Source organism: uncultured Paracoccus sp. (assembly GCF_947496875.1).
Classification (GTDB): domain Bacteria; phylum Pseudomonadota; class Alphaproteobacteria; order Rhodobacterales; family Rhodobacteraceae; genus Paracoccus.
In genome coordinates, this window is sequence record NZ_CANMEH010000001.1 from 63648 (window position 1) to 85638 (window position 21991).

At 66.6% G+C, this 21991-nt stretch carries 19 protein-coding genes; 12 read left to right on the top strand and 7 right to left on the bottom strand.

Annotated elements, in window-relative coordinates:
* Window positions 1–94 precede the first annotated feature (94 nt).
* The 5 genes from Q0938_RS00275 to Q0938_RS00295 all read left to right on the top strand — a co-directional run bounded on the left by Q0938_RS00275 (window position 95) and on the right by Q0938_RS00295 (window position 6164).
* Entirely contained in the window at window positions 95–997 is a 903-nt protein-coding gene (locus Q0938_RS00275) for a tripartite tricarboxylate transporter substrate binding protein (protein WP_299357939.1), read from the top strand.
* 75 nt (window positions 998–1072) lie between these two features.
* Window positions 1073–3064, top strand: coding sequence for a tripartite tricarboxylate transporter permease (locus Q0938_RS00280; protein WP_299357941.1), 1992 nt, complete (start codon window positions 1073–1075; stop codon window positions 3062–3064).
* A 22-nt stretch (window positions 3065–3086) separates the two neighbouring features.
* On the top strand, window positions 3087–4019 hold the full coding sequence (locus Q0938_RS00285) for a hydroxyacid dehydrogenase (protein ID WP_299357943.1): 933 nt from the start codon (window positions 3087–3089) through the stop codon (window positions 4017–4019).
* A gap of 3 nt (window positions 4020–4022) precedes the next feature.
* A complete protein-coding gene (locus Q0938_RS00290; protein ID WP_299357945.1) occupies window positions 4023–5105 on the top strand; it encodes an Ldh family oxidoreductase in 1083 nt (360 codons plus the stop codon).
* 72 nt (window positions 5106–5177) lie between these two features.
* On the top strand, window positions 5178–6164 hold the full coding sequence (locus Q0938_RS00295) for a putative sulfate exporter family transporter (RefSeq protein WP_299358675.1): 987 nt from the start codon (window positions 5178–5180) through the stop codon (window positions 6162–6164).
* Between the two features lie 255 nt (window positions 6165–6419).
* Here Q0938_RS00295 and Q0938_RS00300 read toward each other — a convergent pair whose 3' ends face one another.
* The 3 genes from Q0938_RS00300 to Q0938_RS00310 form a co-directional block, all read right to left on the bottom strand.
* Window positions 6420–7070, bottom strand: coding sequence for a hypothetical protein (locus Q0938_RS00300; protein ID WP_299357947.1), 651 nt, complete (start codon window positions 7068–7070; stop codon window positions 6420–6422).
* Window positions 7071–7490: 420 nt separating this feature from the next.
* Window positions 7491–8630 (bottom strand): CaiB/BaiF CoA-transferase family protein, encoded by a 1140-nt coding sequence (locus Q0938_RS00305; RefSeq protein ID WP_299357949.1) that lies wholly within the window; start codon window positions 8628–8630, stop codon window positions 7491–7493.
* Window positions 8630–9796 (bottom strand): acyl-CoA dehydrogenase family protein, encoded by a 1167-nt coding sequence (locus Q0938_RS00310; RefSeq protein ID WP_299358677.1) that lies wholly within the window; start codon window positions 9794–9796, stop codon window positions 8630–8632. The genes Q0938_RS00305 and Q0938_RS00310 overlap by 1 nt, the downstream gene beginning before the upstream one ends.
* Before the next feature lie 281 nt (window positions 9797–10077).
* On the opposite strand from Q0938_RS00310, the gene Q0938_RS00315 reads away from it, so the two are divergent.
* From Q0938_RS00315 to Q0938_RS00340, 6 genes are all read left to right on the top strand, one after another.
* Window positions 10078–11229 (top strand): thiolase domain-containing protein, encoded by a 1152-nt coding sequence (locus tag Q0938_RS00315; RefSeq protein WP_299357951.1) that lies wholly within the window; start codon window positions 10078–10080, stop codon window positions 11227–11229.
* Window positions 11226–12749: an AMP-binding protein gene (locus Q0938_RS00320; RefSeq protein WP_299357953.1), complete on the top strand. Its 1524-nt coding sequence runs from the start codon at window positions 11226–11228 to the stop codon at window positions 12747–12749. Before Q0938_RS00315 ends, Q0938_RS00320 begins: the two co-directional genes overlap by 4 nt.
* Window positions 12750–13135: 386 nt before the next feature.
* Window positions 13136–14518, top strand: coding sequence for a GntP family permease (locus Q0938_RS00325; protein ID WP_299357955.1), 1383 nt, complete (start codon window positions 13136–13138; stop codon window positions 14516–14518).
* Between the two features lie 3 nt (window positions 14519–14521).
* Entirely contained in the window at window positions 14522–16456 is a 1935-nt protein-coding gene (locus Q0938_RS00330) for an acyl CoA:acetate/3-ketoacid CoA transferase (RefSeq protein WP_299357957.1), read from the top strand.
* Window positions 16457–16582: 126 nt separating this feature from the next.
* Window positions 16583–17290 carry a tryptophan-rich sensory protein gene (locus Q0938_RS00335; protein ID WP_299357959.1) on the top strand — a complete coding sequence of 236 codons (708 nt, stop codon included), beginning with the start codon at window positions 16583–16585 and terminating at the stop codon, window positions 17288–17290.
* On the top strand, window positions 17287–17832 hold the full coding sequence (locus Q0938_RS00340; RefSeq protein ID WP_299357961.1) for a glutathione peroxidase: 546 nt from the start codon (window positions 17287–17289) through the stop codon (window positions 17830–17832). The genes Q0938_RS00335 and Q0938_RS00340 overlap by 4 nt, the downstream gene beginning before the upstream one ends.
* 19 nt (window positions 17833–17851) lie before the next feature.
* Here Q0938_RS00340 and Q0938_RS00345 read toward each other — a convergent pair whose 3' ends face one another.
* Complete coding sequence (locus Q0938_RS00345) at window positions 17852–18547, bottom strand: SDR family NAD(P)-dependent oxidoreductase (protein ID WP_299357963.1); 696 nt, start codon at window positions 18545–18547, stop codon at window positions 17852–17854.
* A gap of 224 nt (window positions 18548–18771) precedes the next feature.
* Complete coding sequence (wrbA, locus tag Q0938_RS00350) at window positions 18772–19371, bottom strand: NAD(P)H:quinone oxidoreductase (RefSeq protein WP_299357965.1); 600 nt, start codon at window positions 19369–19371, stop codon at window positions 18772–18774.
* A gap of 190 nt (window positions 19372–19561) precedes the next feature.
* Here wrbA and aroQ point away from each other — a divergent pair, with 190 nt between their 5' ends.
* Window positions 19562–20005 (top strand): type II 3-dehydroquinate dehydratase, encoded by a 444-nt coding sequence (gene aroQ / locus Q0938_RS00355; protein ID WP_299357967.1) that lies wholly within the window; start codon window positions 19562–19564, stop codon window positions 20003–20005.
* Here the strand turns inward: aroQ and rlmN are convergent.
* On the bottom strand, window positions 20002–21240 hold the full coding sequence (gene rlmN / locus Q0938_RS00360; RefSeq protein ID WP_299358679.1) for a 23S rRNA (adenine(2503)-C(2))-methyltransferase RlmN: 1239 nt from the start codon (window positions 21238–21240) through the stop codon (window positions 20002–20004). The genes aroQ and rlmN overlap by 4 nt on opposite strands.
* A 135-nt stretch (window positions 21241–21375) precedes the next feature.
* A complete protein-coding gene (locus tag Q0938_RS00365) occupies window positions 21376–21894 on the bottom strand; it encodes an invasion associated locus B family protein (protein ID WP_299357969.1) in 519 nt (172 codons plus the stop codon).
* Window positions 21895–21991: the final 97 nt, after the last annotated feature.

Below are 21991 nucleotides of genomic sequence, written 5' to 3' on the forward strand. Positions count from 1 at the left end.
AGCCGGTCGGAAAACATACCCTGGGAGGTACTAAATGATGCTTGGATCAACGAAAATCCGCCAGATTCTCCGTGCAGCCACGGCAGCGCTGACGATGTCCGCTTCTGCCGCGCTTGCGTATCCGGATGGACCGGTCAACTACATCATCCCGTTCAATGCGGGAGGGGAAAGCGACATCACGGCCCGGTATCAGCAGCCATATTTCAAGGAGCTGACCGGACAGGACATGATCGTCCAGTACCTGCCGGGTGCAGGCGGTGCGCAGGCCTGGTCGGGACTGAACGGCTACCCTGGCGATGGCATGACCATCATGGGAACGAACCTGCCTCATATCATCCTTCAGCCAATGCTGCAGGATCCCGGGTACAAGACCGAAGACATCACCAATGTCTACATGTTCCACTTCACCCCCGACGCCCTGCTGGTACGCAGCGAAAGCCCGTTCCAGACGGTGCAGGACGTGATCGACGCGGCGACACAAGATCCGGGCTCGGTCACCGCGGGGGGAACCGGCACGAATTCGGCCAACCACGTCGCCAACCAGGTCTTCATGAACGAGACGGGCGCGACGACGACCTACATCCCCTACAGCGGCACGGCGGCGACGGAATCCGGCCTGCTCGGCGGCGAGGTGGATGTGCTTTGGGGCTACACGACCGTCGCTGCGCGCCAGGCCGACACGGTCCGGATGCTGGCGGTCGCGACCGAAGAAAGACATCCGCTGTTCCCCGACGTGCCGACGTTCAAGGAACTCGGGATCGAGATGGTGGGCGGCGCCTATCGCGGGATCGCCGTGCCGTCGTCGACGCCCGAGGATGTCCGTCAGCAGCTGTCGGACGTGATTGGCAAGATCAATGCCGACCCGGAGTTCCGCAAGCGCATGGAGGCCGACGGTTACGCGCTGATCGACGTGCCCTACGACCAGATGGACGATTTCATGGCCGAGCGTGGGGCAGCCTATGAAAAGGTGGCCGAGCAGTTGAAGACCCAGAACTGACCCGAATAGGCCGCGCGGCGGGCATCAGCCCGCTGCGTTCGACCGCGACATTTCTCGTGCATTCGGGGGACTTTGATGGCTGATCCGCTCAGCATCCTGCTTACGGCATTGAGCCCGACCAATATCGGGCTCGCGCTCGCCGGCGTGGTGGCCGGTACGGTGATCGGTGCGTTGCCGGGCCTTTCCGCGACGATGGCGATTGCCGTACTGGTGCCGTTCACCTTCGTGATGGATCCGGCCTCTGGCCTGATCATGCTGGGCGCGATCTATACCGGGGCGATCTACGGCGGCGCGTTTGCCGCGATACTCGTCAACACGCCCGGCACGCCGTCATCGATTGCAACGACCTTCGACGGCTATCCGATGGCGCGACGAGGTGACGGCGATCTGGCGGTCACGCTGGCCACCATCGCCAGCGTGGTGGGCGGGCTGATCGGTGTCTTTCTGCTGATGACCCTGTCCCCACGATTGGCAAAGCTCGCGCTTGCCTTTCAGTCGACCGAGTATTTCTGGCTGGCGATCCTTGGGCTGACGCTCATTGCCACGCTGTCGCAGGGGAACGTCCTGAAAGGGATGATCGGCGGCATGTTCGGACTGTTCCTGTCGATGATCGGCGTGGCCGTGATCGGCGGCGACGTCCGCTTCACTGCGGGACTGCCGTCGATGCTGGGCGGCATCGACATCGTCGCGGCGCTGATTGGCCTGTACTGCATCCCTGTCCTCATTGGCATGGTCGCGGGCCCGGGACAGCATCTCGAGCCCGCACCGTCCCGCGGTTTCCGATTCTTTGAAGCGCTGGGAATTGCCCTGCGCGACTGGCTGAACCTGCTGCGGTCGTCGCTCATCGGCACGCTTGTCGGCATCTTGCCAGGGGCAGGTGGATCGATCGCATCGCTGATCGCCTATGCAGAGGCGCGCCGCGCGTCACCTAGGTCCGACGAGTTCGGCAAGGGCGAACCCGGCGGTATCCTGGCCACCGAAAGCGCCAACAACGCGACGGTCGGAGGCGGGTTCATTCCGACGCTCGTGCTCGGGATCCCCGGCACGCCGCCAGACGCCGTGATCATGGGGGCCCTGATGGTGCAGGGCATCCGGACAGGTCCTGCCCTTTTCCAGTCCGGCGACGGCGTCGTCTACATTTTCATGGTCGGCCTTCTGATCGCCACGCTCCTGATGCTGCCGACGGGACTCATCGTCGGGCGCTATGCCTTCCGGTTCATAGCGAACGTGCCAAAGGCGATGCTGGTGCCGCTGATCGCCTACATGACGATCGTCGGCAGCTTCGCCATCCATTCCAATCCGCATGACGTGCTGGTCATGGTTCTGATGGGCATTGTCGGATGGGTGGCCGCCCGCGCCGGCTATGGCGCCTCGCCGATCGTTCTGGGACTCGTGCTCGGCCAGATCGCCGAACAGGGGTTCATGCGCGCATGGATGATCGGTGGCGCGCGGGGTGATTTCATGGGCCAGTTGCTGCTGAACCGGCCGATCAGCTGGGGGATCGTTGGACTGATCGTCCTGACGTTGTCCCTGCCGCTGCTGCGGTTGCGAACCGCACGTCGCCTTGCTGCTCAGTCATACACCGGAACAGAAACTCGCACCGCACCACCTGACCGCGAGGTGGATACCGCCGGATTGATCGGAGCGGTTGTTTTTCTCGGGCTGGGGCTGTGGATCGTCCTTCAGGCCCAGGGCCTGAGCACGCTTGCAGCGGCATTCCCGTTTGCGGTGGGTGGCGCGATGATCCTGCTGTCGGGTCTCCAGATCGTCCGCTCGCTAAGTGGTGGCGCAACAGAGTCGATGGAGGGCGGAAGCGACGACGGGACCGGACGCGGACTCGTGCTGGCGCTGACGATGCTCGGCTGGGCGGTGATCTTCCCGCATCTGGGCATGTTCACGACCTCACTGGCGGCTTGCGTGATCCTCATGCTGACGGGCCAGTTCGGACCCCTCTCGCGTCGCCATCTCGTGATCTATCTCTTCAGCGTCGTGGTGCTGGTAAGCGCCTTCTATCTGCTGATGGTGCAGGTTCTGAACATTCCCCTGCCTGTCGGCATGTTGCCCTGATCGTCTTGTCAAAAGGAATCCCATGGCACGTGTCGTGATCACCGAATTCATGGATGAAGCTGCCGTGGCGCGGCTTTCAGCGGCAGCCTCGACCCTCTACGAGCCGGATCTCGTTGATCGCCGTGAAGACCTGTTCGCGGCCGTCGCCGGCGCCGAGGTGCTTGTGGTTCGCAATCGCACGCAGGTCGACCGGTCGCTACTGGATGCGGGGACGGATCTGCGCGTCGTCGGGCGCCTGGGCGTGGGTCTGGACAATATCGATCTGGAAACATGCAAGGACCGCGGCGTGCAGGTCTGGCCGGCCACAGGCGCGAACGACCTGGCGGTCGCCGAATATGTCATCACGACGTCGATGATGCTTCTGCGTGGGGCCTATCTCAGCTCCCAGGACGTCGGCGCGGGCCGATGGCCGCGCCAGAGCCTGATCGGTCGCGAAGTGTCGGGCCGTGTGATGGGGCTCCTTGGGCTCGGGGCGATCGCGCGCAAGGTGGCTGTGCGGGCGGAGGCACTTGGCATGCGGGTGATCGCCCACGACCCCCATCTCGATCCCGGCGACCCGGCTTGGGAAACAGCGAGCAGCGTCTCGTTCAACGACCTGCTGGCGCAGTCCGACGCGCTCAGCCTGCATGTGCCGCTGACACCGCAGACACGGCACATCATCGACGGCTCGGCGCTGGGCCGGATGAAAACATCGGCTGTGCTTGTGAACGCCGCCCGCGGCGGTGTGGTCGACGAGGAGGCGCTGGCGAGTGCCTTGGAAGGTCACCGACTGGGCGGGGCGGCGCTGGATGTGTTCGAAAGCGAGCCGCTGACCGCCAAGGGAGGCGCGCGCTTCACCGGAATTTCCAACGTCATCCTGACCCCGCATATCGCCGGCGTTACGGAGGAATCGAATGTCCGGGTCAGCAGCATGATCGCCGACAAGATCCTGGACTACCTGAACGAGAGGGCCTGACCCATGCCACATCTGACTTTGGCCCAGGCGCACCAGCTGGTGAGCGAAACGATGATCCGGTGCGGCACCTCGCCCCAGAATGCCGAAGCCGTTGCCCGCGCGCTCGTCGCTGCCGAGGAGGTGGGGCAGGCCGGCCACGGGCTGCGCCGGGTGCCGTCCTACGCGGCCCAGGCATTCAGCGGAAAAGTAGATGGGCAGGCAACGCCTACCAGCACGCAGGGCCGTCCGGGTGTGCTGACCGTGGATGCACGCAACGGATTTGCCTATCCGGCCGTGGATCTCGCGGTGGACTGGTTGGCGACCGCTGCCCCGAGGCAGGGTATCGCTGCCGCCGGGATCATCCGGTCGCATCATTGCGGGGTCGCGGGCGTGACTGTGGAACGACTGGCCGATGTCGGTCTGGTCGCGCTAATGTTTGCAAATACGCCTGCAGCGATGGCGCCTTGGGGGGGGCGGACGCCGCTCTTCGGCACCAATCCGATCGCGTTCGCCGCGCCGCGACCGAAAGGCCGACCTCCCGTCGTAATCGACGTGTCACTGTCCAAGGTCGCGCGCGGCAAGATCATGGCGGCGGGACAGCGGGGCCAGTCCATCCCGGAAGGTTGGGCCCTGGACGCCGAGGGGCAGCCCACGACCGACCCGCAAGCCGCACTGGAAGGAACCATGATCCCGATGGGGGATGCCAAGGGCACCGCCCTCGCATTGATGGTGGAGCTGTTGGCCGCCGGCTTGGTAGGGGCCCATTTCGGATATGAGGCCTCGTCGTTCTTCAGTGCCGATGGGCCTGCGCCTGGGGTCGGCCAGCTGCTACTCGCCATTGATCCCGGCGGCTTTGCCGGCCTGGATGCCAATCGGATCGACGATATGGCCGCAGCCGCCGAGCACCGGGGGGAGCAGCATAGCCACACCAGCGGCCCGTCGAGCCGCATAGATGATCTGGCAAACATGGTGGAGCAAGAGCCAGGGGCACGGTTGCCGGGTGCTCGCCGCGCGGAACTGAAGCGCAAAGCGGCCGAGCAGGGAATCCTGGTCGACGAAGCGTTGCTTCGCGAGATCGATACCCTCGGCCGGAATGCGTCGGCTTAGAAGATGAAATTACCAACTGGAACCGCTGCACGTCCCTCGCTCCGCTGGCCAGGCTCGTTCGATCCGGGCAGGCTGAGGCGCCTGTTTCCGGGAATTGCCGTGTCCGTCCTTGTCGCGATGACCGCGCAGTTCCTGTCGGAACATTACGGCGCTCCGGCCATGCTGATGGCTCTCCTGCTTGGACTGGCGCTGAATTTCCTGGCCGAGGACGGCACGCGGACGCAGGCGGGCGTCGAGTACTCCGCCAAGACCATATTGCGTCTGGGCGTCGCGCTGCTGGGCGCCCGGATTTCCGTACAGATGCTGGCGGATCTCGGGGCGGACATGATCGCGCTCGTCGTCGCGGGGGTCGCCGCGACGATCCTGTTCGCCCTCGTGGCGGCGCGGTTTTTCGGCCGGGGCTGGCGGCTGGCGCTCCTGACGGGCGGGTCGGTCGCCATCTGTGGTGCATCCGCTGCGATGGCGATCGCGGCGGTGCTGCCCAAGACCGACAAGTCCGAACGGAATCTCGCCTTCACGGTGCTGTCGGTGACCCTGCTCTCGACCGTCGCAATGATCCTCTACCCGCCACTGTCCTCGTTCTTCGGCTTCACGCCGCTGGAGTCCGGCGTCTTCCTCGGTGGTACGATTCACGACGTCGCACAGGTGGTCGGTGCGGGCTTTTCCATCAGCCCCGAAGTGGGCGAGACAGCGACCCTGGTCAAACTGATCCGGGTGTCGATGCTGGCTCCGGTGGTGCTGATCTTCTCGTTGGCGATCCGCAGCAGTGGACTTGCGGACACCGTTGCGGGTGGCAAACGGCCGCCCTTGCTGCCCGGGTTTGTGCTTGGATTCCTGCTCCTGGCGACCTTGAATTCATTGGGTCTGATCCCAACCCCGATCGCCCATCTTGCTGAGGCCATGAGTCGGTGGGCATTGCTGATCGCAATCGCCGCGGTTGGCGTGAAGACATCACTGGTTCGGATGCTCGACGTCGGAGGCACGGCGATAGCGCTGATCGTCGTGGAAACGATCATGTTGGCGGGTTTCATACTGACGGGCGTCCATCTGATGAAGTAGGGCGGCCCGCCATCTCGCAGTTGCTGAACCAGCGCCTCGTTTGGTCCCTCGGCCATGACGAGGGTCCCTGGGTTTGTTTTCCGCCTGCAAACTATGGATCGCCCGAGCTCGACATGTCCGGCTGTATTGCGGTGGTCAGGGCCGGTGCGTAGCGATCTGGGTCTGGTCGTCCAAGGCCGAGTGCGGACGTTCAGTGTTATGGCCGGCCGCACTACAGCCGGCTCGCGGATCGGCTGTCAGGCACCAACCCGACTTTCAGGGTGCCTGAAGCCGATCATCGGGTCTCACGAGGGCCCGGTGGGCCGTCAACGCGAGAAAGGCGGCGAGGAAAGCCGCTCCGGTCGTCTCGAAGAACTCTTCCGCCAATCCCTGACCCTCGAAACTCGGTGGCGCCACATCCAGCGTCGTGGAGGCCGCCATGCATACCAGCGTCAGCGCAAAAAGCGGCCACGGAACGTCCCGCCAGACGGCCGCGGTTTTCAGCATCAGCCATCCGACCAGAACGACGTGGATCAGCAACGATTTCTTCTCGGACAGGCCAAGGTAGAATCCCTTTTCGTGCAGCAGGTAAAGGTCGTCGAGGCAGGCCAGCGCCGCATAGGCTCCGCCAAGGACAAGCAAACCGCGCAGATGGCGGGTCTGCGGCGGCAACGCCGTCGCGGAAAAGATCCCGATGGTCGCGCCGGCAGCGAAGAGCAGAACGGCCACGTAGCCATACGCCCCGGTATAGGCGGGCAGGCCGGCGATGGACACGACGTCCCGCATCAGGAAGCCCGGGTCGATGCCGCCTGCCATATAGATGATGAACGCGAGCACAAGGTTTGCCAAGATCACGACGAGAGATGCACGCATCTCAGGTGTCAGTTCGATCGTCGGACGGCCGGACGTCAATGACGTTTCGGTCATGAAATTGCACCTTTGAAAATGAATAATGTCACCTCTCTGCAGAACAACAGCCAGACCCGTCAAACAGAGTAAGAGTTAACAGCGCGTGTTTTTAATCGAGTGGTTAACGATTTCGCTCATTCGCCGCCCAGCACTGCTCTATCCCGTGCATTCCACCTCGTTTCGGGGGTCGCCCGGCCAGTCGAATTGTGAAAACTATGGGCCAGAATCTCCGTCGCAATGCGCATCGTGGACGGCATCGCGCCGGAAGTGGAGCTTCCGCGTGACGCGAACCCTTGTGGACGGCCCGGAGACTGGACCCCCCGGATCACCGAAGATCCATTGCAGCGCATCGCTGTCCGCCAAGCGGCGCATCGGGCGCGCGCTCACCCAAGCGGCTTCACGCGGCGTGCGGCAGACGATCGGGAGGGGCAAGCTCATTCATCCGCCATCGCCCTCTGGCGCGCCAGCGGTGACGGGTACGACACCCGGCTTACCTAACCCGGGAACTGCGCCATAGCTGCGGGTTTCGCCGGCAAAGACTGCGGCGGGTGCAGGATAGCTGACCGCGCCGTTCGGCGTGTCCACCGAGATACGGCGCAGATGCGGGTGGTGCGAGAGCCTTTCCATGTCGCTGACCGAGGCCAGGGCCACGTCCGCCTGCAGCAACGCCGCGGTGGCCGCCTCGGCGGTCAGTCGGGCAAACCCCTCCGCCACGATGGCGTCGGTCTCGGACCGGTTCCGGACCCGCGCCACGTTGGTGGCAAAGCGCGGGTCGGTCCCCAGTTCCGGCCGTTCCAGAAAGATCTCGGCCAGCTTTCGCCATTCCCGGTCGCTCTGCACCGAGATCAGGATCAGCGCGTCGTCGCGGGTCGTGAAGACGCCGTAGGGCGCGATCGAGGGATGGGCCATGCCGAGCCGTTTCGGCGACTTTCCCCCCTCGTGGTTGAGCAGCGGCACGGTGAGCCAGTCCGCCATCACATCGAACATCGAGACCGAGATGTTGGCGCCCGCGCCGGTGATGCCGCGCCGGATCAGCGCCTCGAGGATGGCGGCATGGGCGGTGGCCCCCGTGGCGATGTCGACGATCGAGATGCCGACCCGCGCCGGCTCGTCCGGCCCCCCGGTGATAGAGCAGAGGCCCGATTCCGCCTGGATCAGCAGGTCATACGCCTTGCGATCGGCCATCGGCCCGTCCTCGCCATAGCCGGTGATCGAACAGGTGACGAGCCGCGGCCATTGCTCGGAAAGCCGGTCGAAGCCGAAGCCCAGCTTGGCCAGCGCGCCGCGCTTGAGGTTCTGGACCAGCACATCCGCGCCATCGAGCAGCCGGGCGAGTTCCGCCTTGCCCTCGGCCGACGCCAGATCCAGCATCAGGGATTCCTTGCCGCGGTTGAGCCAGACGAAATAGCTGGACTGCCCCCGGGCGACATCGTCATAGCCGCGGGCGAAATCCCCCTCCGGCCGCTCGATCTTGATCACCCGGGCGCCCGCATCGGCAAGGCGAGAGGTGGTGAAGGGGGCGGCCACGGCCTGCTCGATCGCGACGACCGTGATCCCCTCAAGCGGCAGCGCGGCCATCAGTAGCTCTTCGGCATGCCAAGGACGTGCTGCCCGACATACCCCAGGATCATGTTGGTCGAGATCGGCGCGACCTGGTACAGCCGGGTCTCGCGGAACTTGCGCTCCACGTCGTATTCGTTGGCAAAGCCGAAACCGCCGTGGAACTGGATGCAGGCATTCGCCGCTTCCCAGCTCGCCTTGGCCGCAAGGTATTTTGCCATGTTCGCCTCGGCACCGCAGGCCAGGTCGGCGTCGTACAGCTCGCAGGCCCTGAACCGCATCAGGTTGGCGGCCTCGATCTCGATGAACGCCTCGGCGATGGGAAATTGCACGCCCTGGTTCTGGCCGATCGGGCGGCCAAACACGACACGCTCGTTGACATACTTCACCACCCGGTCGGTGAACCAGTAGCCGTCGCCGATGCATTCCGCCGCGATCAGCACGCGCTCGGCGTTCAGGCCCGACAGCAGGTGCTTGAAGCCCTGGCCCTCGGTGCCGATCAGGTTCGCGGCGGGGATTTCCAGATTGTCGAAGAACAGCTCGTTGGTCTCGTGATTGACCATGTTGCTGATCGGCTTGACGGTCAGCCCGCCGCTCGCCTGCGCCGCCTTCACGTCGACCATGAAGATCGACATGCCCTCGCTGGGCTTCGCGACCTGGTCGATCGGCGTGGTGCGGGCCAGCAGGATCATCAGGTCGGAATGCTGGACGCGGCTGATCCAGACCTTCTGGCCGTTCACGACGTAGCGGTCGCCCGTCCTGACCGCGGTGGTCTTGATCTTGGTGGTGTCCGATCCCGTGGTCGGTTCGGTGACGCCCATGGACTGCAGGCGCAGCTCGCCGGTGGCGATCCGCGGAAGGTATTTCTCCTTCTGCTCGGTCGAGCCGTGCTTGATCAGGGTGTTGATGACATACATCTGGCCGTGGCAGGCGCCCGAGTTGCCGCCCGACCGGTTGATCTCCTCCATGATCACCGACGCGCCGGCCAGGCCCAGGCCGGAGCCGCCATATTGCTCCGGGATCAGCGCCGCCATCCAGCCCGCATTGGTCAGCGCGTCGACGAATGCCTCGGGATAGCCGCGCTCCTCATCGATCCTGCGGTGATACTCGTCGGGATACTCCGCGCAGAGCGACCGAACGGCGTCGCGAATGTCCTGGTAGTCATCGGTGCGGTTCTGATACATGGCCATGGTTTGTCGTAGGTCCTTGGTTGGTGTCGCTGTCGGTCGGCCGCCCGGTAATCGGCGCTGCCTCGCCGGTCCGCAAGCGACGTTGCCCCGGCGGAACGGCGATCCCTCGGAAAGCGCCGGTGACGACCATGTGCCAAACGCGGCCATTGCTCCGAACGCTACTTCATCGATTGCGCGACGCCAATGCACCAGCGACGGATGAACCGGCGCGGTCCGAGACTTGCGCTGCCGCGAACGGTCCGTGACAAACGATGTAAGGCACAGGAGGGCAGGTCGTGGTCAGCATCATCGGCACCGGACACAGCAGGTTCGGGCGTCTGCCCGAGACGCTCGAGGAGCTGATCGTCTCGGTTTCTCGCGAGGCGATCGAGGATTTCGGTCTGGTCCCGGCCGAGATCGGGGGCATCTGGCTGGGGCACTTCAATGCCGGCCTGGTCGAGGACGGCTTTGCGTCGTCGCTGCCGATGGGCGCGCATCCGGATCTGCGCTGGACGCCCGCGACGCGGGTGGAAAACGCCTGCGCCTCGGGCTCGGGGGCGATCCGCGCGGCCATGGACGCGATCGAATCGGGGCGGATCAGGGCCGCGCTGGTGATCGGGGCCGAAAAGATGACGCATCGCCCCACGGCCGAGGTCGCCGACTGCCTCGGCCGCGCCGCCTATCAGCCCGAGGAGGCGGGCCAGAGCTTTCCGGCGCTGTTCGCCCGCTTTGCCCGCGCCTATGCCGACCGGTTCGGCGATCCCACCGAGGCGCTGGCGTCGATCGCGTCGAAGAACCATGAGAACGCCCTCCGCAACCCGCTGGCGCAGATGCACAAGCCGCTAACGGTCGAGTTCTGCCGCAGCGTGTCGGACAGGAACCCGATGGTCGCGGCGCCGCTGAAGGTCAGCGACTGCTCGCTGGTGTCGGACGGGGCGGCGGCACTGGTGCTGGTCGCGGACGATCTGGCCGCCGGGCGCGACGCGGCGCGGATCAGGGCGATGGCGCAGGTCAGCGACATCATGCCCATGTCGCAGCGGGATCTGACCGAGATGGAGGGCCCCCGCCGCGCCATCGGCGCGGCGCTGGACGAGGCAGGCTGCGGGTTGGACGGCCTGGATTTTGCCGAGGTGCACGACTGCTTCACCATCGCCGAACTGATGCTGTACGAGGCGATGGGACTGGCCGAACCGGGGCAGGGCGCGCGCTGTCTGCAGGACGGGACGGTGCTGCGCGGTGGGGCGCTGCCGGTGAACCTGTCCGGCGGGCTGAAGGCCAAGGGGCATCCGGTCGGGGCCACCGGCGTGTCGATGCATGTTCTGGCGGCGCGGCAGGTGACGGGCCGCGCGGGCGACATGCAGCTGGACGGCGCCCGCCGCGGGCTGGTGTTCAACATGGGCGGGGCCGCCGTCGCCAATTATGCCAGTGTCGTGGAGGCCGCGGCATGAACATGGCCGAATGGCTGGATCGAACCTCGCGCCACCGGGGGGACGCGCCGGCGCTGTTTCTGGGGCCGACGCTGGTCGCGGATTACCGGGGCTTTCGGGATCGTGCGTCGGCGCTGGCCCGTGCCCTGACCGACCGCGGCATCCGGCCGGGCGACCGCGTCGCCATCTTCATGAAGAACTGCCCCGACTACCTGATCGTGCTGTACGGCATCTGGTACGCGGGGGCGGTCGCCGTGCCCATCAATGCCAAGCTGCACGGCAAGGAGGCCGCTTGGATCATCGGGGACAGCGGCGCCGGACTGGCCTTTGTGACCCCCGACGCCTGGCAGGGTCTCGTGGACGCCACGCCGATCCGGGTGATCGACACGACGACGGATGAGTTCGCCGACATGATCCGCGGCGACGGCGACGGCGATGCGCCGGTGTCGCGTGGGCCCGACGGTCTGGCATGGCTGTTCTATACCTCGGGGACCACCGGGCGGCCCAAGGGGGTGCAGATCACCCACGGCATGCTGGCCACCATGTCGCTGTGCTATCAGGTCGACGTCGACCCTGTCGCGCCCGCCGACGCGGCGTTCTATGCCGCCCCGATGAGCCATGGTGCGGGGCTGTATGCCCCGATCCACGTCCGCATGGGCGCGCGGCATGTCTGCCCGGTGTCGGCCGGCTTCGACGCGGCCGAGGTGCTGGACGCGGCCGCGGCGCAGGGCCCGCTGTCGATGTTCATGGCTCCCACCATGGTCCGGCGCCTGACAGACGAGGCGCGGCGCAAGGGGTCGCGCGGCGACGGAATCCGGACCATCGTCTATGGCGGCGGGCCGATGTACCGCGCCGATATCGAGGAGGCGGTGGCCCTGTTCGGGCCGCGCTTCGTCCAGATCTACGGCCAAGGCGAATGCCCGATGGGGATCTCGGTCCTGTCCCGGGACGAGGTGGCCGATCGCGCCCATCCGCGCTGGCGCGACCGGCTGGGGTCGGTCGGGCGCGCCCAGTCCGCGGTTCAGGTCGCCATCGGCGACGCCGATGGACGGCCCGTCCCGACTGGCGCGATGGGCGAGATCATGGTTCGCGGCGGGCCGGTCATGCCCGGCTACTGGCAGGATCCGCAGGCCACCGCGCGGACGTTGCGGGACGGCTGGCTGATGACCGGCGATGTCGGCCGCCTGGACGAGGACGGCTACCTGACCCTGCAGGACCGGTCCAAGGACGTGATCATTTCCGGCGGCACCAACATCTATCCGCGCGAGATCGAGGACGTGCTGCTGACCCACCCCGAGGTGCATGAATGCGCGATCGTCGGGCGCCCGTCGGCGGAATGGGGCGAGGATGTCGTGGCCTTCGTGGTGCGCCACCCGGGAAGTACCGTGGATGACCATGCGCTGGACGAATTGTGCCTGGCCCAGATTGCCCGGTTCAAGCGTCCCAAGCAGTACCGCTACCTGCAGGAACTGCCCAAGAACAACTATGGCAAGGTGCTCAAGACCGAACTGCGCCAGATGCTCGGGACGGAAGACACATGACGGATATGCTGGGAAAGTCGGCGGTGGCAAGGTGAACTGCATTTGCCTGGGATGAACTGAACTCCCGATCATCGACCGTGGCCCACGGCGGTGACCGCGCCGCGGGCCCCGTCGAGCTTCTGCCCAAGAACAGCCGTCGCGCCGCACCTCGGATCCGGCCGCGATCGGCGAGTTGGCCCAGTGGCTGCGCGGCGCGCTCGCCCACGACCTCACCGGCGCAGCCATCCCGGCTTATAGGGGCTGGACCGCACAGTGAGGGGGCGCGCGGCGGCTGCGCCGCGACAGATTATTGCGCAGGACGCTCAAAATCCGATGGTGTGTTGCGGCGGCATTGCCCGCAGGTTATCCGTCTGCTCCAACAATGACACCGGCAAAGGGGGACTGCCTTGGGACTGATCGGGATCGTTCTGTCACTGCTGCTGCTGATGTATCTCGCGTATCGCGGGATCAACGTGCTGATTCTGGCGCCCCTGCTGGCGATGCTGGCCGTGCTGATGTCGGGGGGGCTGCCGATCCTCGCGACCTATACGCAGGTGTTCATGAAGTCGCTGGGCGGCTACGTGATCACCTATTTTCCGCTGTTCCTGCTGGGTGCGATCTTCGGCAAGGTCATGGCGGACAGCGGCGCCGCGCGCACGATTGCCGAGCGGATCGTCGAAAGCGTCGGCGCCCACAGGGCGATCCTTGCCGTCGTGCTGGCCTGCGGGGTGCTGACCTATGGGGGGGTGTCGCTGTTCGTGGTGGCCTTTGCCATCTATCCGATCGCCAACTCGCTGTTCCGCCGCGCTGACGTCCCCAAGCGCCTGCTGCCGGCGGCCATCGCGCTGGGGTCGTTCACCTTCACCATGACGGCGTTCCCCGGGACTCCCGCCATCCAGAACGCGATCCCGATGCCGTTCTTCGGCACCAACGTCTTTGCCGCCCCGCTGCTCGGCACGCTGGCCGGCCTGATCATGCTGGGCGGGGGCGTCCTGTGGCTGAACCGGCGGTCCGCCGCGGCCCATGCCCGATCCGAAGGCTACGGCCAGCATGCACGGACGGCCGCGGACAGCAGCCTGCCCGAGGATGCCGACCTGCCGTCATTCCCGGTGGCCGTGCTGCCGGTGGTCTCGGTCATCGTGCTGAACGCGGTCTTCACCTACCTGGTGTTCCCGAACATGGATGCCTCGTATTTGGCCGGGGACCAGTATGGGGCAACCACCCTCAGCGCCGTGGCCGGCATCTGGGCGATCATCCTGTCGCTGCTGGTGTCCATCCTGCTGGCCCTGGGCCTGAACTGGCCGCGTTTCGCCGACGTGAAGGAAAGCGTGAACGCCGGCACGATGGGATCACTGCTGCCGATCTTCAACACCGCCTCCGAGGTGGGCTACGGCGCCGTCATCGCCTCGCTGCCCGCGTTCGCGATCATCCGCGATGCGGTGCTCGGGCTGTTTCCCACGAATCCCCTGGCGTCGCTGGCGGTCGCCGTGAACGTGCTGGCCGGCATCACCGGCTCGGCCTCGGGCGGCATGTCCATCGCGCTGAACGCGCTGGGGGAACAGTTCGCCGAGATGGCCCGCGATCAGGACATCTCGATGGAACTGATGCACCGTGTCACGGCGCTGGCCTCGGGCGGTTTCGACGCGTTGCCGCACAACGGTGCGGTCATCACCCTTCTGGCGATCACCGGCCTGACCCACAAGAAAAGCTATGCCGACATCTTCATGGTGGCGGTGGCGATCCCGGTGCTGGCCACGATCGCGGTGATCGTGCTGGGCACGATGCTCTGATCCATGCCGAACAAGATCGTCTCACTGTCGGATGCGGCCGCCCTCGTGCATTCCGGCGACACCGTCACCACGTCGGGCTTTGTCGGCGCGGGGGTGCCCGACGCGCTGCTCAAGGCGCTGGGTGACCGCTTTGCCGAGGAGGGCGAGCCGCGCGACCTGACCCTGCTGTTCGCGGCGGGGCAGGGCGACGGCAAGGGCCGCGGGCTGGACCGGTTGTCGGCACCCGGCCAGGTGCGGCGCATCGTCGGCGGCCACTGGGGCCTGATCCCGCAGCTGGGCGCCCGCGCGCTAAAGGGCGAGATCGAGGGGTGGAACTTTCCCCAGGGCGTGATCTCGCATCTCTACCGCGACATCGCCGCCGGCAAGCCGGGGACCATCACCCATGTGGGGCTGGAAACCTTTGTCGATCCGCGCAACGGCGGCGGCCGGATCAGCGCGGCGGCGCAGGACGAACTCATCGAACTGATGACGATCGGCGGGGTGGAGCGGCTGTTCTACCACGCCATGCCCATCCATGTGGCGCTGCTGCGCGGATCGACCGCCGACGAGCGCGGCAACATCACCATGGAACGCGAGGCGCTGATCCTGGACAACCTGGCCCAGGCCATGGCGGCGCATAACTCCGGCGGCGTGGTGATCGTTCAGGTGTCCGACGTCGCGGCCGGGGGCAGCCTGTGTCCCCGGGACGTGGTGATCCCGGCCGCGCTGGTCGACGCCGTGGTGGTCGCGCCGCCCGAACTGCATCCCCAGACCTATGCCACCCAGTACAACCGCCACTTCACCGGCCGCTACAAGGCCCCTGCCGACACCGGGGCGCCGCTGCCGCTGACCGACCGCAAGGTGATCGCCCGCCGCGCCGCCTTCGAACTGCCCGTGGGGGGAGTGGTGAATCTCGGCATCGGGATGCCCGAAGGCGTGGCCGCGGTCGCGGCAGAAGAGGGCCTGTTGTCCCACGTTACCCTGACGGCCGAGCCCGGGGTGATCGGCGGGCAGCCGGCCTCGGGGCTGGATTTCGGGGCGGCGGTGAACACCGACGCGATCATCGCCCAGAACCAGCAATTCGATTTCTACGATGGCGGGGGGCTGGGGCTCGCCTGCCTCGGCATGGCCGAGGTCGACCGCGACGGCAGCGTCAATGTTAGCCGGTTCGGCCCCAAGCTCGCCGGGGCCGGCGGGTTCATCAACATCAGCCAGAACGCCCGGCACCTGGTGTTCACCGGCACCTTCACCACCGGCGGGCTGTCGGTCGAACCCGGCGACGGACAACTGCGCATCCTGTCCGAGGGTCGGGGCCGCAAGTTTGCCGCCACGGTCGAGCAGGTGACGTTTTCCGGTCCCCGGGCCCGGCGGCTGCGGCAGCCGGTGCTGTATGTGACCGAACGCTGCGTGTTCCGGCTGGAGCCCGAGGGCTTGCGGCTGATCGAGGTCGCGCCGGGCATCGACATCGAGCGCGACGTGCTGGCGCTGATGGGATTCAAGCCGCTGGTCGACGAGGTCGGGACGATGGACCCGCGCATCTTCACCGACGCGCCGATGGGTCTGCGTGACGATCTGCTGACCTTAGGGCTGGACCGGCGCATCGTCTGGGACGCCAGCAAGGAAATCCTGTTCGTCAACCTGGCGCGCCTGACCGTGCGCCGGCAGTCCGACATCGATGCGATCCGCGACCGCATCGCGGCCGTGGTGTCGCCGCTTGGCCGGCGAGTGGACGTGGTCGTCAACTATGACCAGACCCGGATCGAACAGGCGATGGAACACGACTGGGCGGCGCTGGTCGACGATCTGGAACAGACCTTCTACGCAAGGGTGTCGCGCTATTCGACCTCGGCCTTTCTGCGGCGGCGGATCGGCCACACGCTGGAACGGCGCCGGCTGGCGACTATCCACGACAGCGAGGCCGCCGCCGAGGCGGCGTTGCACGGCGGAAAAGGCGGCTGAGCGGTCCCGGCACATGTCGCATCCTCCGGACCAGGGCGCGGGTCTTGCCAACGCTCGGAAACCTCCGCGTGATCAAAGCGGAATGACATGCTTTACGGGCAGGCTGTCCAGCACATAGGTTGATCCATGCACCGTCTCCTCGCCGTCGTGACATTGCTCCTTGCTGTCGGTTTCGCGGTGTCGCCCCTGTTCAGCGACGGCTTCAATGGATTCGAGCCGTCGCAATTTCCGGTCGAGCAGGATTTCTGGCCGGTGCAGCCGGCGGGGTGGGCGTTTTCCATCTGGGGGGTGATCTTCCTGTGGCTGATCGCCGGCGCCGGTTTCGGCCTGTGGCGCCGGGCAGAGGCGCCGGACTGGCAGGCGATGCGCTGGCCGCTGGCGGTCAGCCTGTTCGTGGGCATGTTCTGGATCGCGGTGGCGAACGCCGCACCTGTGATCGCGACCGTCATGATCGTGGTGATGTGGATCACCGCGGTGGCCGCATTCCTGCGGGCCGGTCGCCGCGATCCGCTGTGGCAGGTGGCGCCGGTGGGGCTGTACGCGGGATGGCTGACAGCGGCGACGGGTGTGGCCATCGGTGTGGTGGCTGGCGGGTATGGCTGGCTGTCGGCGCAGGCGGCGGCGCTGCTGTGCCTGACCGGCGTTCTGGCCGTTGCGGTGGGGGTCCAGACCGCCCGGCGCGACAGCTGGGCCTATCCGCTGGCGGTCGGCTGGGCCTTGCTGGGCGTCGTGGCCGCCAACCTGCCGTCGCGCAACCTGCCGGTCATCGCGCTCGCGCTCGCCGGCATCCTGCTGCTGGGTTACCGCCACTTCACGCGAAAGGACATGCCATGAACCGCCGACAGACCTTGGGTTCGATTGCGGCGCTGCTGCTTGCCGGTCCCGCCCTGGCCACCGTTGCCGCCGAACCTGCGCCGGGCTTTCGCTTTCCGTCGATCGACGGCGGGACGCTGGATACCGCGGAATGGCGCGGCCGACCCGTGCTGGTCGTCAACACCGCGTCGCTCTGCGGCTTTACCCCGCAGCTCGAAGGGCTGCAGAAGCTGCACGAGGACTATGAATCGCGTGGGCTGGTGGTGCTGGCGACGCCGTCCAACGACTTCAACCAGGAACTGGATGATGCCCGCAAGGTGAAGGAGTTCTGCACCCTGCAATACGGGATCACCCTGCCGATGACCGACATCATCCATGTGAAATCGGGTGATGTGCACCCGTTCTATCGATGGCTGCAGGACACCGTCGGCCATGTGCCCGGCTGGAATTTCAACAAGGTGCTGCTGGGCCCGGACGGGCAGGTCGTCGGGACATGGGGGTCGACGACCGCGCCGGGATCGGACGCGCTGCGCCGGGCGTTCGAGCCGCTGCTGCCCGGGTGATGCGGCGGCTGCCCGGATCTCACCAGGGTACGGGCGCACCCTTCCAGTCGAAAAACCCGCCGCTGTCGGCCGGGGTCAGGCCGGCGATCACGTCCAGCAGGGCGGTCGCCGACGCGGCCGCGTCCATGGTCGGGTGCCGTCCGGCATAGTCGCGGGTCAGCGGCGTCGCTACGGTGCCGGGATGCAGCGCGACCACGATGGCCTGCGGATTGCGCCGCGCGATCTCGATCGCGGCGGTGCGGATGATCTGGTTCTGTGCGGCCTTGGCGGCGCGATAGCTGATCCACCCGCCCAGCCGATTGTCCCCGATCGACCCGACCCGCGCCGACAAGGACGCGAACACTGAACGCCCTGGTGCCAGCAGCGGGCTGAAGTCGCGCAGCAGCAGCGCCACCCCGGTCGCGTTCAACGCGAACTGCGCGGCCATGACTTTTGCGTCGATCGCCGCGATCGTCTTTTCGGGGCGGACGCCGCCGATCTCCAGCGCGCCGGTGGCGTTGAAGATCAGATCGAAGCGCTGATCGCGCAGACCGTTCGCCGCGGAGGCCACGCTGTCCTGGTCGGTCAGGTCCAGCCCGTCGCGGCGCGACAACCCCGTGGTCGTCCAGCCGCGGTCCTGCAGCGCGGCCTGCAGTGCCCGGCCGATACCACCGGTGTGGCCGATGATCAGGGTGCGCCGGGGGTCCTGGTCCGCTGTCGGGATAGGATCAGCCATGGATTCTTATCGCTCCGGCCGGCTGCCGGGCAAAGCGCTGATGCGCCCCCACGAGCGCTTCGCGGGCGGGGCAGGCATCAGGCGCCATGCAGCCGCGCCGACGCGCTTCACATCCGGTGCCTTCCGCGGGTTCGCCGTGGTCCCTGCCGACTGGTGGCGACGCGAAAGCAAGCGCTGGCGGCACTTACGGGTGCCGCCAGAAACGAATCGTGACTCCGCCCTGATCAGCCGAACAGCTTGGTCGCGACCTCGGCCACGCGGCGGCCCTGGTAGCGCGCGCCGTCCAGGTCCGCCTGGCTGGGCATCCGGCCACCGTCGCCGCCCGTGATGGTCGTGGCGCCATACGGCGCGCCACCCCTGACCTCGTCCACGCCCATCTGCCCCTGATAGCCGTAGTCGAGACCCACGATGGTCATGCCGAAATGCATCAGGTTGTGGATCATCGACATCACCGTCAGCTCGTTGCCGCCGTGCTGGGTCGCGGTCGAGGAAAAGGCGCCGCCGACCTTGCCGTTCAGCGCGCCATTGGCCCACAGCCCGCCGGCGGTGTCCCAGAACGCCGCCATCTGCGACGGCAGCCGGCCATAGCGGGTTCCGGCGCCCACGATGATCGCGTCATAGCTGGTCAGTTCGTCGACGGAAGCCACCGGCGCCTGCTGGTCCATCTTGTATCCGGCGTTCCGCGCCACCTCGTCCGGCACGGTCTCGGGCACCCGGCGGATGTCGACGGTGGCGCCGGTCCCCCGCGCGCCTTCGGCAACGGCCTGCGCCATGGCTTCGACATGGCCATAGGTCGAGTGATAGAGAACGAGAACTTTGGCCATGAGGGGACCCTTTCCGTGCTGGTGATCTGGACGATGTTTCACTCCAACAAATAGGCGGGGCGGGATGTTCCGGAAACTCCGTCAGACCGGATCAAGATGTTCGGATGATCCGAACGGATTTCCGTCAGTCTGCGGGTGGTGAAGCCGGCGAGCACACGGCATGATGCGGCGCGACACAACGGAGCCGCGCATGACCCGCCTGATCCACGTGCTGAACGGACCCAACCTGAACCTGCTGGGACAACGCCAGCCGGAGGTCTATGGCAACGAGACCCTGGCCGACGTGGAGCGGGCCTGCGCCGACTTGGCCCGTGACCTTGGCGTCGAAACCCGGTTCCTGCAGTCCAATCACGAGGGCCAGCTGGTCGACTGGATCCACGAGGCTCGTCTCGAAGCGGCAGGGATCGTCATCAATCCCGCCGCTTACACGCATACCTCTGTCGCCATACTGGACGCGCTGAACGCATTCGACGGACCGGTGATCGAGGTCCATATCTCGAATGTCCACCGGCGCGAGCCGTTCCGGCACAAATCCTACGTCAGCCGGCGGGCTGACGCGGTGATCGCCGGCTGTGGTACCGAAGGGTATCTGCTGGCGCTCCGGCGCATCGCCTCGCTGACCGCGGCGGGCTAGAGCCCGGCTTCGGCGGCCACCTGCGCCTGGGTCTTGCGGCCCCGTTCAGTGGCCGATTTCAACTGACCGCAGGCGGCCATGATGTCCTCGCCACGCGGGGTGCGGATGGGGCTGGCATAGCCGGCCTTGTAGATGATGTCGGCAAACCGCTCGATCCGGTCCCATGACGACCGCCGATACGGCGCGCCCGGCCATTCGTTGAACGGGATCAGGTTGATCTTGGCGGGAATGCCCTGGATCAGCCGGACAAGACGGCGCGCATCGTCGTCGCTGTCGTTCACCCCGTCCAGCATCACGTATTCGAAGGTGATCCGTTCGCTGTTCGACAGCCGGGGATACTCGCGCAGGCTGGCCAGCAGTTCCTCGATGTTCCAGCGCTTGTTGATCGGCACCAGCCGGTCGCGCACCGCGTCCGTGGTGGCGTGGAACGACACCGCCAGCAGGCAGCCGATTTCCTGCGCGGTGCGGGCGATTTCGGGCACGACGCCGCTGGTCGACAGGGTGATGCGGCGGCGCGACAGGCTCAGCCCCTCGCCGTCCATCACGACCTTCATCGCGTCCCGGACGTTGTCGAAATTGTAGAGCGGCTCGCCCATGCCCATAAGCACCAGGTTGCTGACCAGCCGCGTCTCGTCCCGCGGCGCGCCGGGCTGCGGCCATTCCCCCAGATCGTCGCGGGCCACCATGAGCTGGCCGACGATCTCGCCGGCGGTCAGGTTGCGGACGAGCTTCTGCGTGCCGGTGTGGCAGAACGAACAGGTCAGCGTGCAGCCGACCTGCGAACTGACGCACAGCGTGCCGCGGCTGTCTTCGGGAATATAGACGGTCTCGACCTCGTGCCCGCCCGCGATGCGCAGCAGGTACTTGCGGGTGCCGTCATCGCTGATCTGGCGGGTGACCACCTCGGGCAACGCGATCTCGAACCGCTCGGCCAGCAGCGCCCGGTAGTCCTTGCCGAGATTCGTCATCCCGGCAAAATCACGCACCCCCCAGTGATAGATCCACTGCCAGATCTGCCCGACCCGCATCCTGGCCTGACGGTCCGGGGTCCCGGCCGCGATCAGCGCATCGCGCAGCTGGTCCCGGGTCAGTCCCACCAGGTTGATGCGCCCGGTCTGGACGGGGCGACGGGGAATCGTGTGCAGGTCCTGAACCACAGGCGCGGCAGGTGCAGGCGCCGGACGGCTGTCAGCCGACAGGGGCGCGGTGTCCGAAAGGGGCAGGGCGTCGGGCATGGTCATGCGTGGGTGTCCCGGAACGGCAGCCAGACAGGCCTGAAAGGATCGGCGGACCGGGGCGGCCCGCATGAATGGCGAAAGCCGCCCTTATATGGGGCGGCCTTGCGGGGATCAACAGGGCGGGCGGCCGGATTACTGGCAGCTGGCCTTGGCCATGTTGGTCATGGCGGTGACGCCGCTGAGCGAGAATGTGTCCGTCGTCGTGGTGCCGCGTGCAGAGCGTCCCACGACCGTGGCGGACGAACCTGCGCGCAGCGCGCCGATCAGCTTGGTGTCGTCGTCCGGCGATCCGGCCCAGGCGTTCTCGCCCTCGGTGAACAGCTTGAAGGTCTGGCCGCTCACATCCACGTCGACCGTGCTGTCGGGCGCGAAGGGATAGCCGCCCTGGAACGACACTTCGCCGTTCTGCCCCGGCCGATAGGCGACATACAGGCGGATGTCGCCACGCTTTACCTCGACTTCCTTGCCGTCCTGGGTGTTGCGGGTCGACTTGGGCGGCGACACCGCCCAGCATTCCTTGGGATCGTCCCCGGCGAATGCGGACCAGTCGCCCTCGCTGCCCAGCAGCCGGGATTCCTGCCCGATCGCCGGCGCCGCCAGCAAGGCCAGCAGGGCGGCCGTCGCCGCACTGCGGATCGTAAGTTTGGTCATGCTCGTGCCTCCTGCGTGTCCCCGTTCGGGGTTGTCTGGTCGTGACGTGTGGGCCACACGGTTCGCGGGCGAAGTTAGCGAGAATACCCGCCCGCGA

Coding starts and splice junctions, on each gene's coding strand:
- Q0938_RS00290 (WP_299357945.1), top strand. CDS start 4,023: ATGCCACATCTGACTTTGGCCCAGGCGCACCAGCTGGTGAGCGAAACG.
- Q0938_RS00320 (WP_299357953.1), top strand. CDS start 11,226: ATGAACATGGCCGAATGGCTGGATCGAACCTCGCGCCACCGGGGGGAC.
- Q0938_RS00335 (WP_299357959.1), top strand. CDS start 16,583: ATGCACCGTCTCCTCGCCGTCGTGACATTGCTCCTTGCTGTCGGTTTC.
- Q0938_RS00330 (WP_299357957.1), top strand. CDS start 14,522: ATGCCGAACAAGATCGTCTCACTGTCGGATGCGGCCGCCCTCGTGCAT.
- Q0938_RS00280 (WP_299357941.1), top strand. CDS start 1,073: ATGGCTGATCCGCTCAGCATCCTGCTTACGGCATTGAGCCCGACCAAT.
- Q0938_RS00275 (WP_299357939.1), top strand. CDS start 95: ATGTCCGCTTCTGCCGCGCTTGCGTATCCGGATGGACCGGTCAACTAC.
- aroQ (WP_299357967.1), top strand. CDS start 19,562: ATGACCCGCCTGATCCACGTGCTGAACGGACCCAACCTGAACCTGCTG.
- wrbA (WP_299357965.1), bottom strand. CDS start 19,371: ATGGCCAAAGTTCTCGTTCTCTATCACTCGACCTATGGCCATGTCGAA.
- Q0938_RS00305 (WP_299357949.1), bottom strand. CDS start 8,630: ATGGCCGCGCTGCCGCTTGAGGGGATCACGGTCGTCGCGATCGAGCAG.
- Q0938_RS00300 (WP_299357947.1), bottom strand. CDS start 7,070: ATGACCGAAACGTCATTGACGTCCGGCCGTCCGACGATCGAACTGACA.
- Q0938_RS00285 (WP_299357943.1), top strand. CDS start 3,087: ATGGCACGTGTCGTGATCACCGAATTCATGGATGAAGCTGCCGTGGCG.
- rlmN (WP_299358679.1), bottom strand. CDS start 21,240: ATGCCCGACGCCCTGCCCCTTTCGGACACCGCGCCCCTGTCGGCTGAC.
- Q0938_RS00340 (WP_299357961.1), top strand. CDS start 17,287: ATGAACCGCCGACAGACCTTGGGTTCGATTGCGGCGCTGCTGCTTGCC.
- Q0938_RS00345 (WP_299357963.1), bottom strand. CDS start 18,547: ATGGCTGATCCTATCCCGACAGCGGACCAGGACCCCCGGCGCACCCTG.
- Q0938_RS00365 (WP_299357969.1), bottom strand. CDS start 21,894: ATGACCAAACTTACGATCCGCAGTGCGGCGACGGCCGCCCTGCTGGCC.
- Q0938_RS00310 (WP_299358677.1), bottom strand. CDS start 9,796: ATGTATCAGAACCGCACCGATGACTACCAGGACATTCGCGACGCCGTT.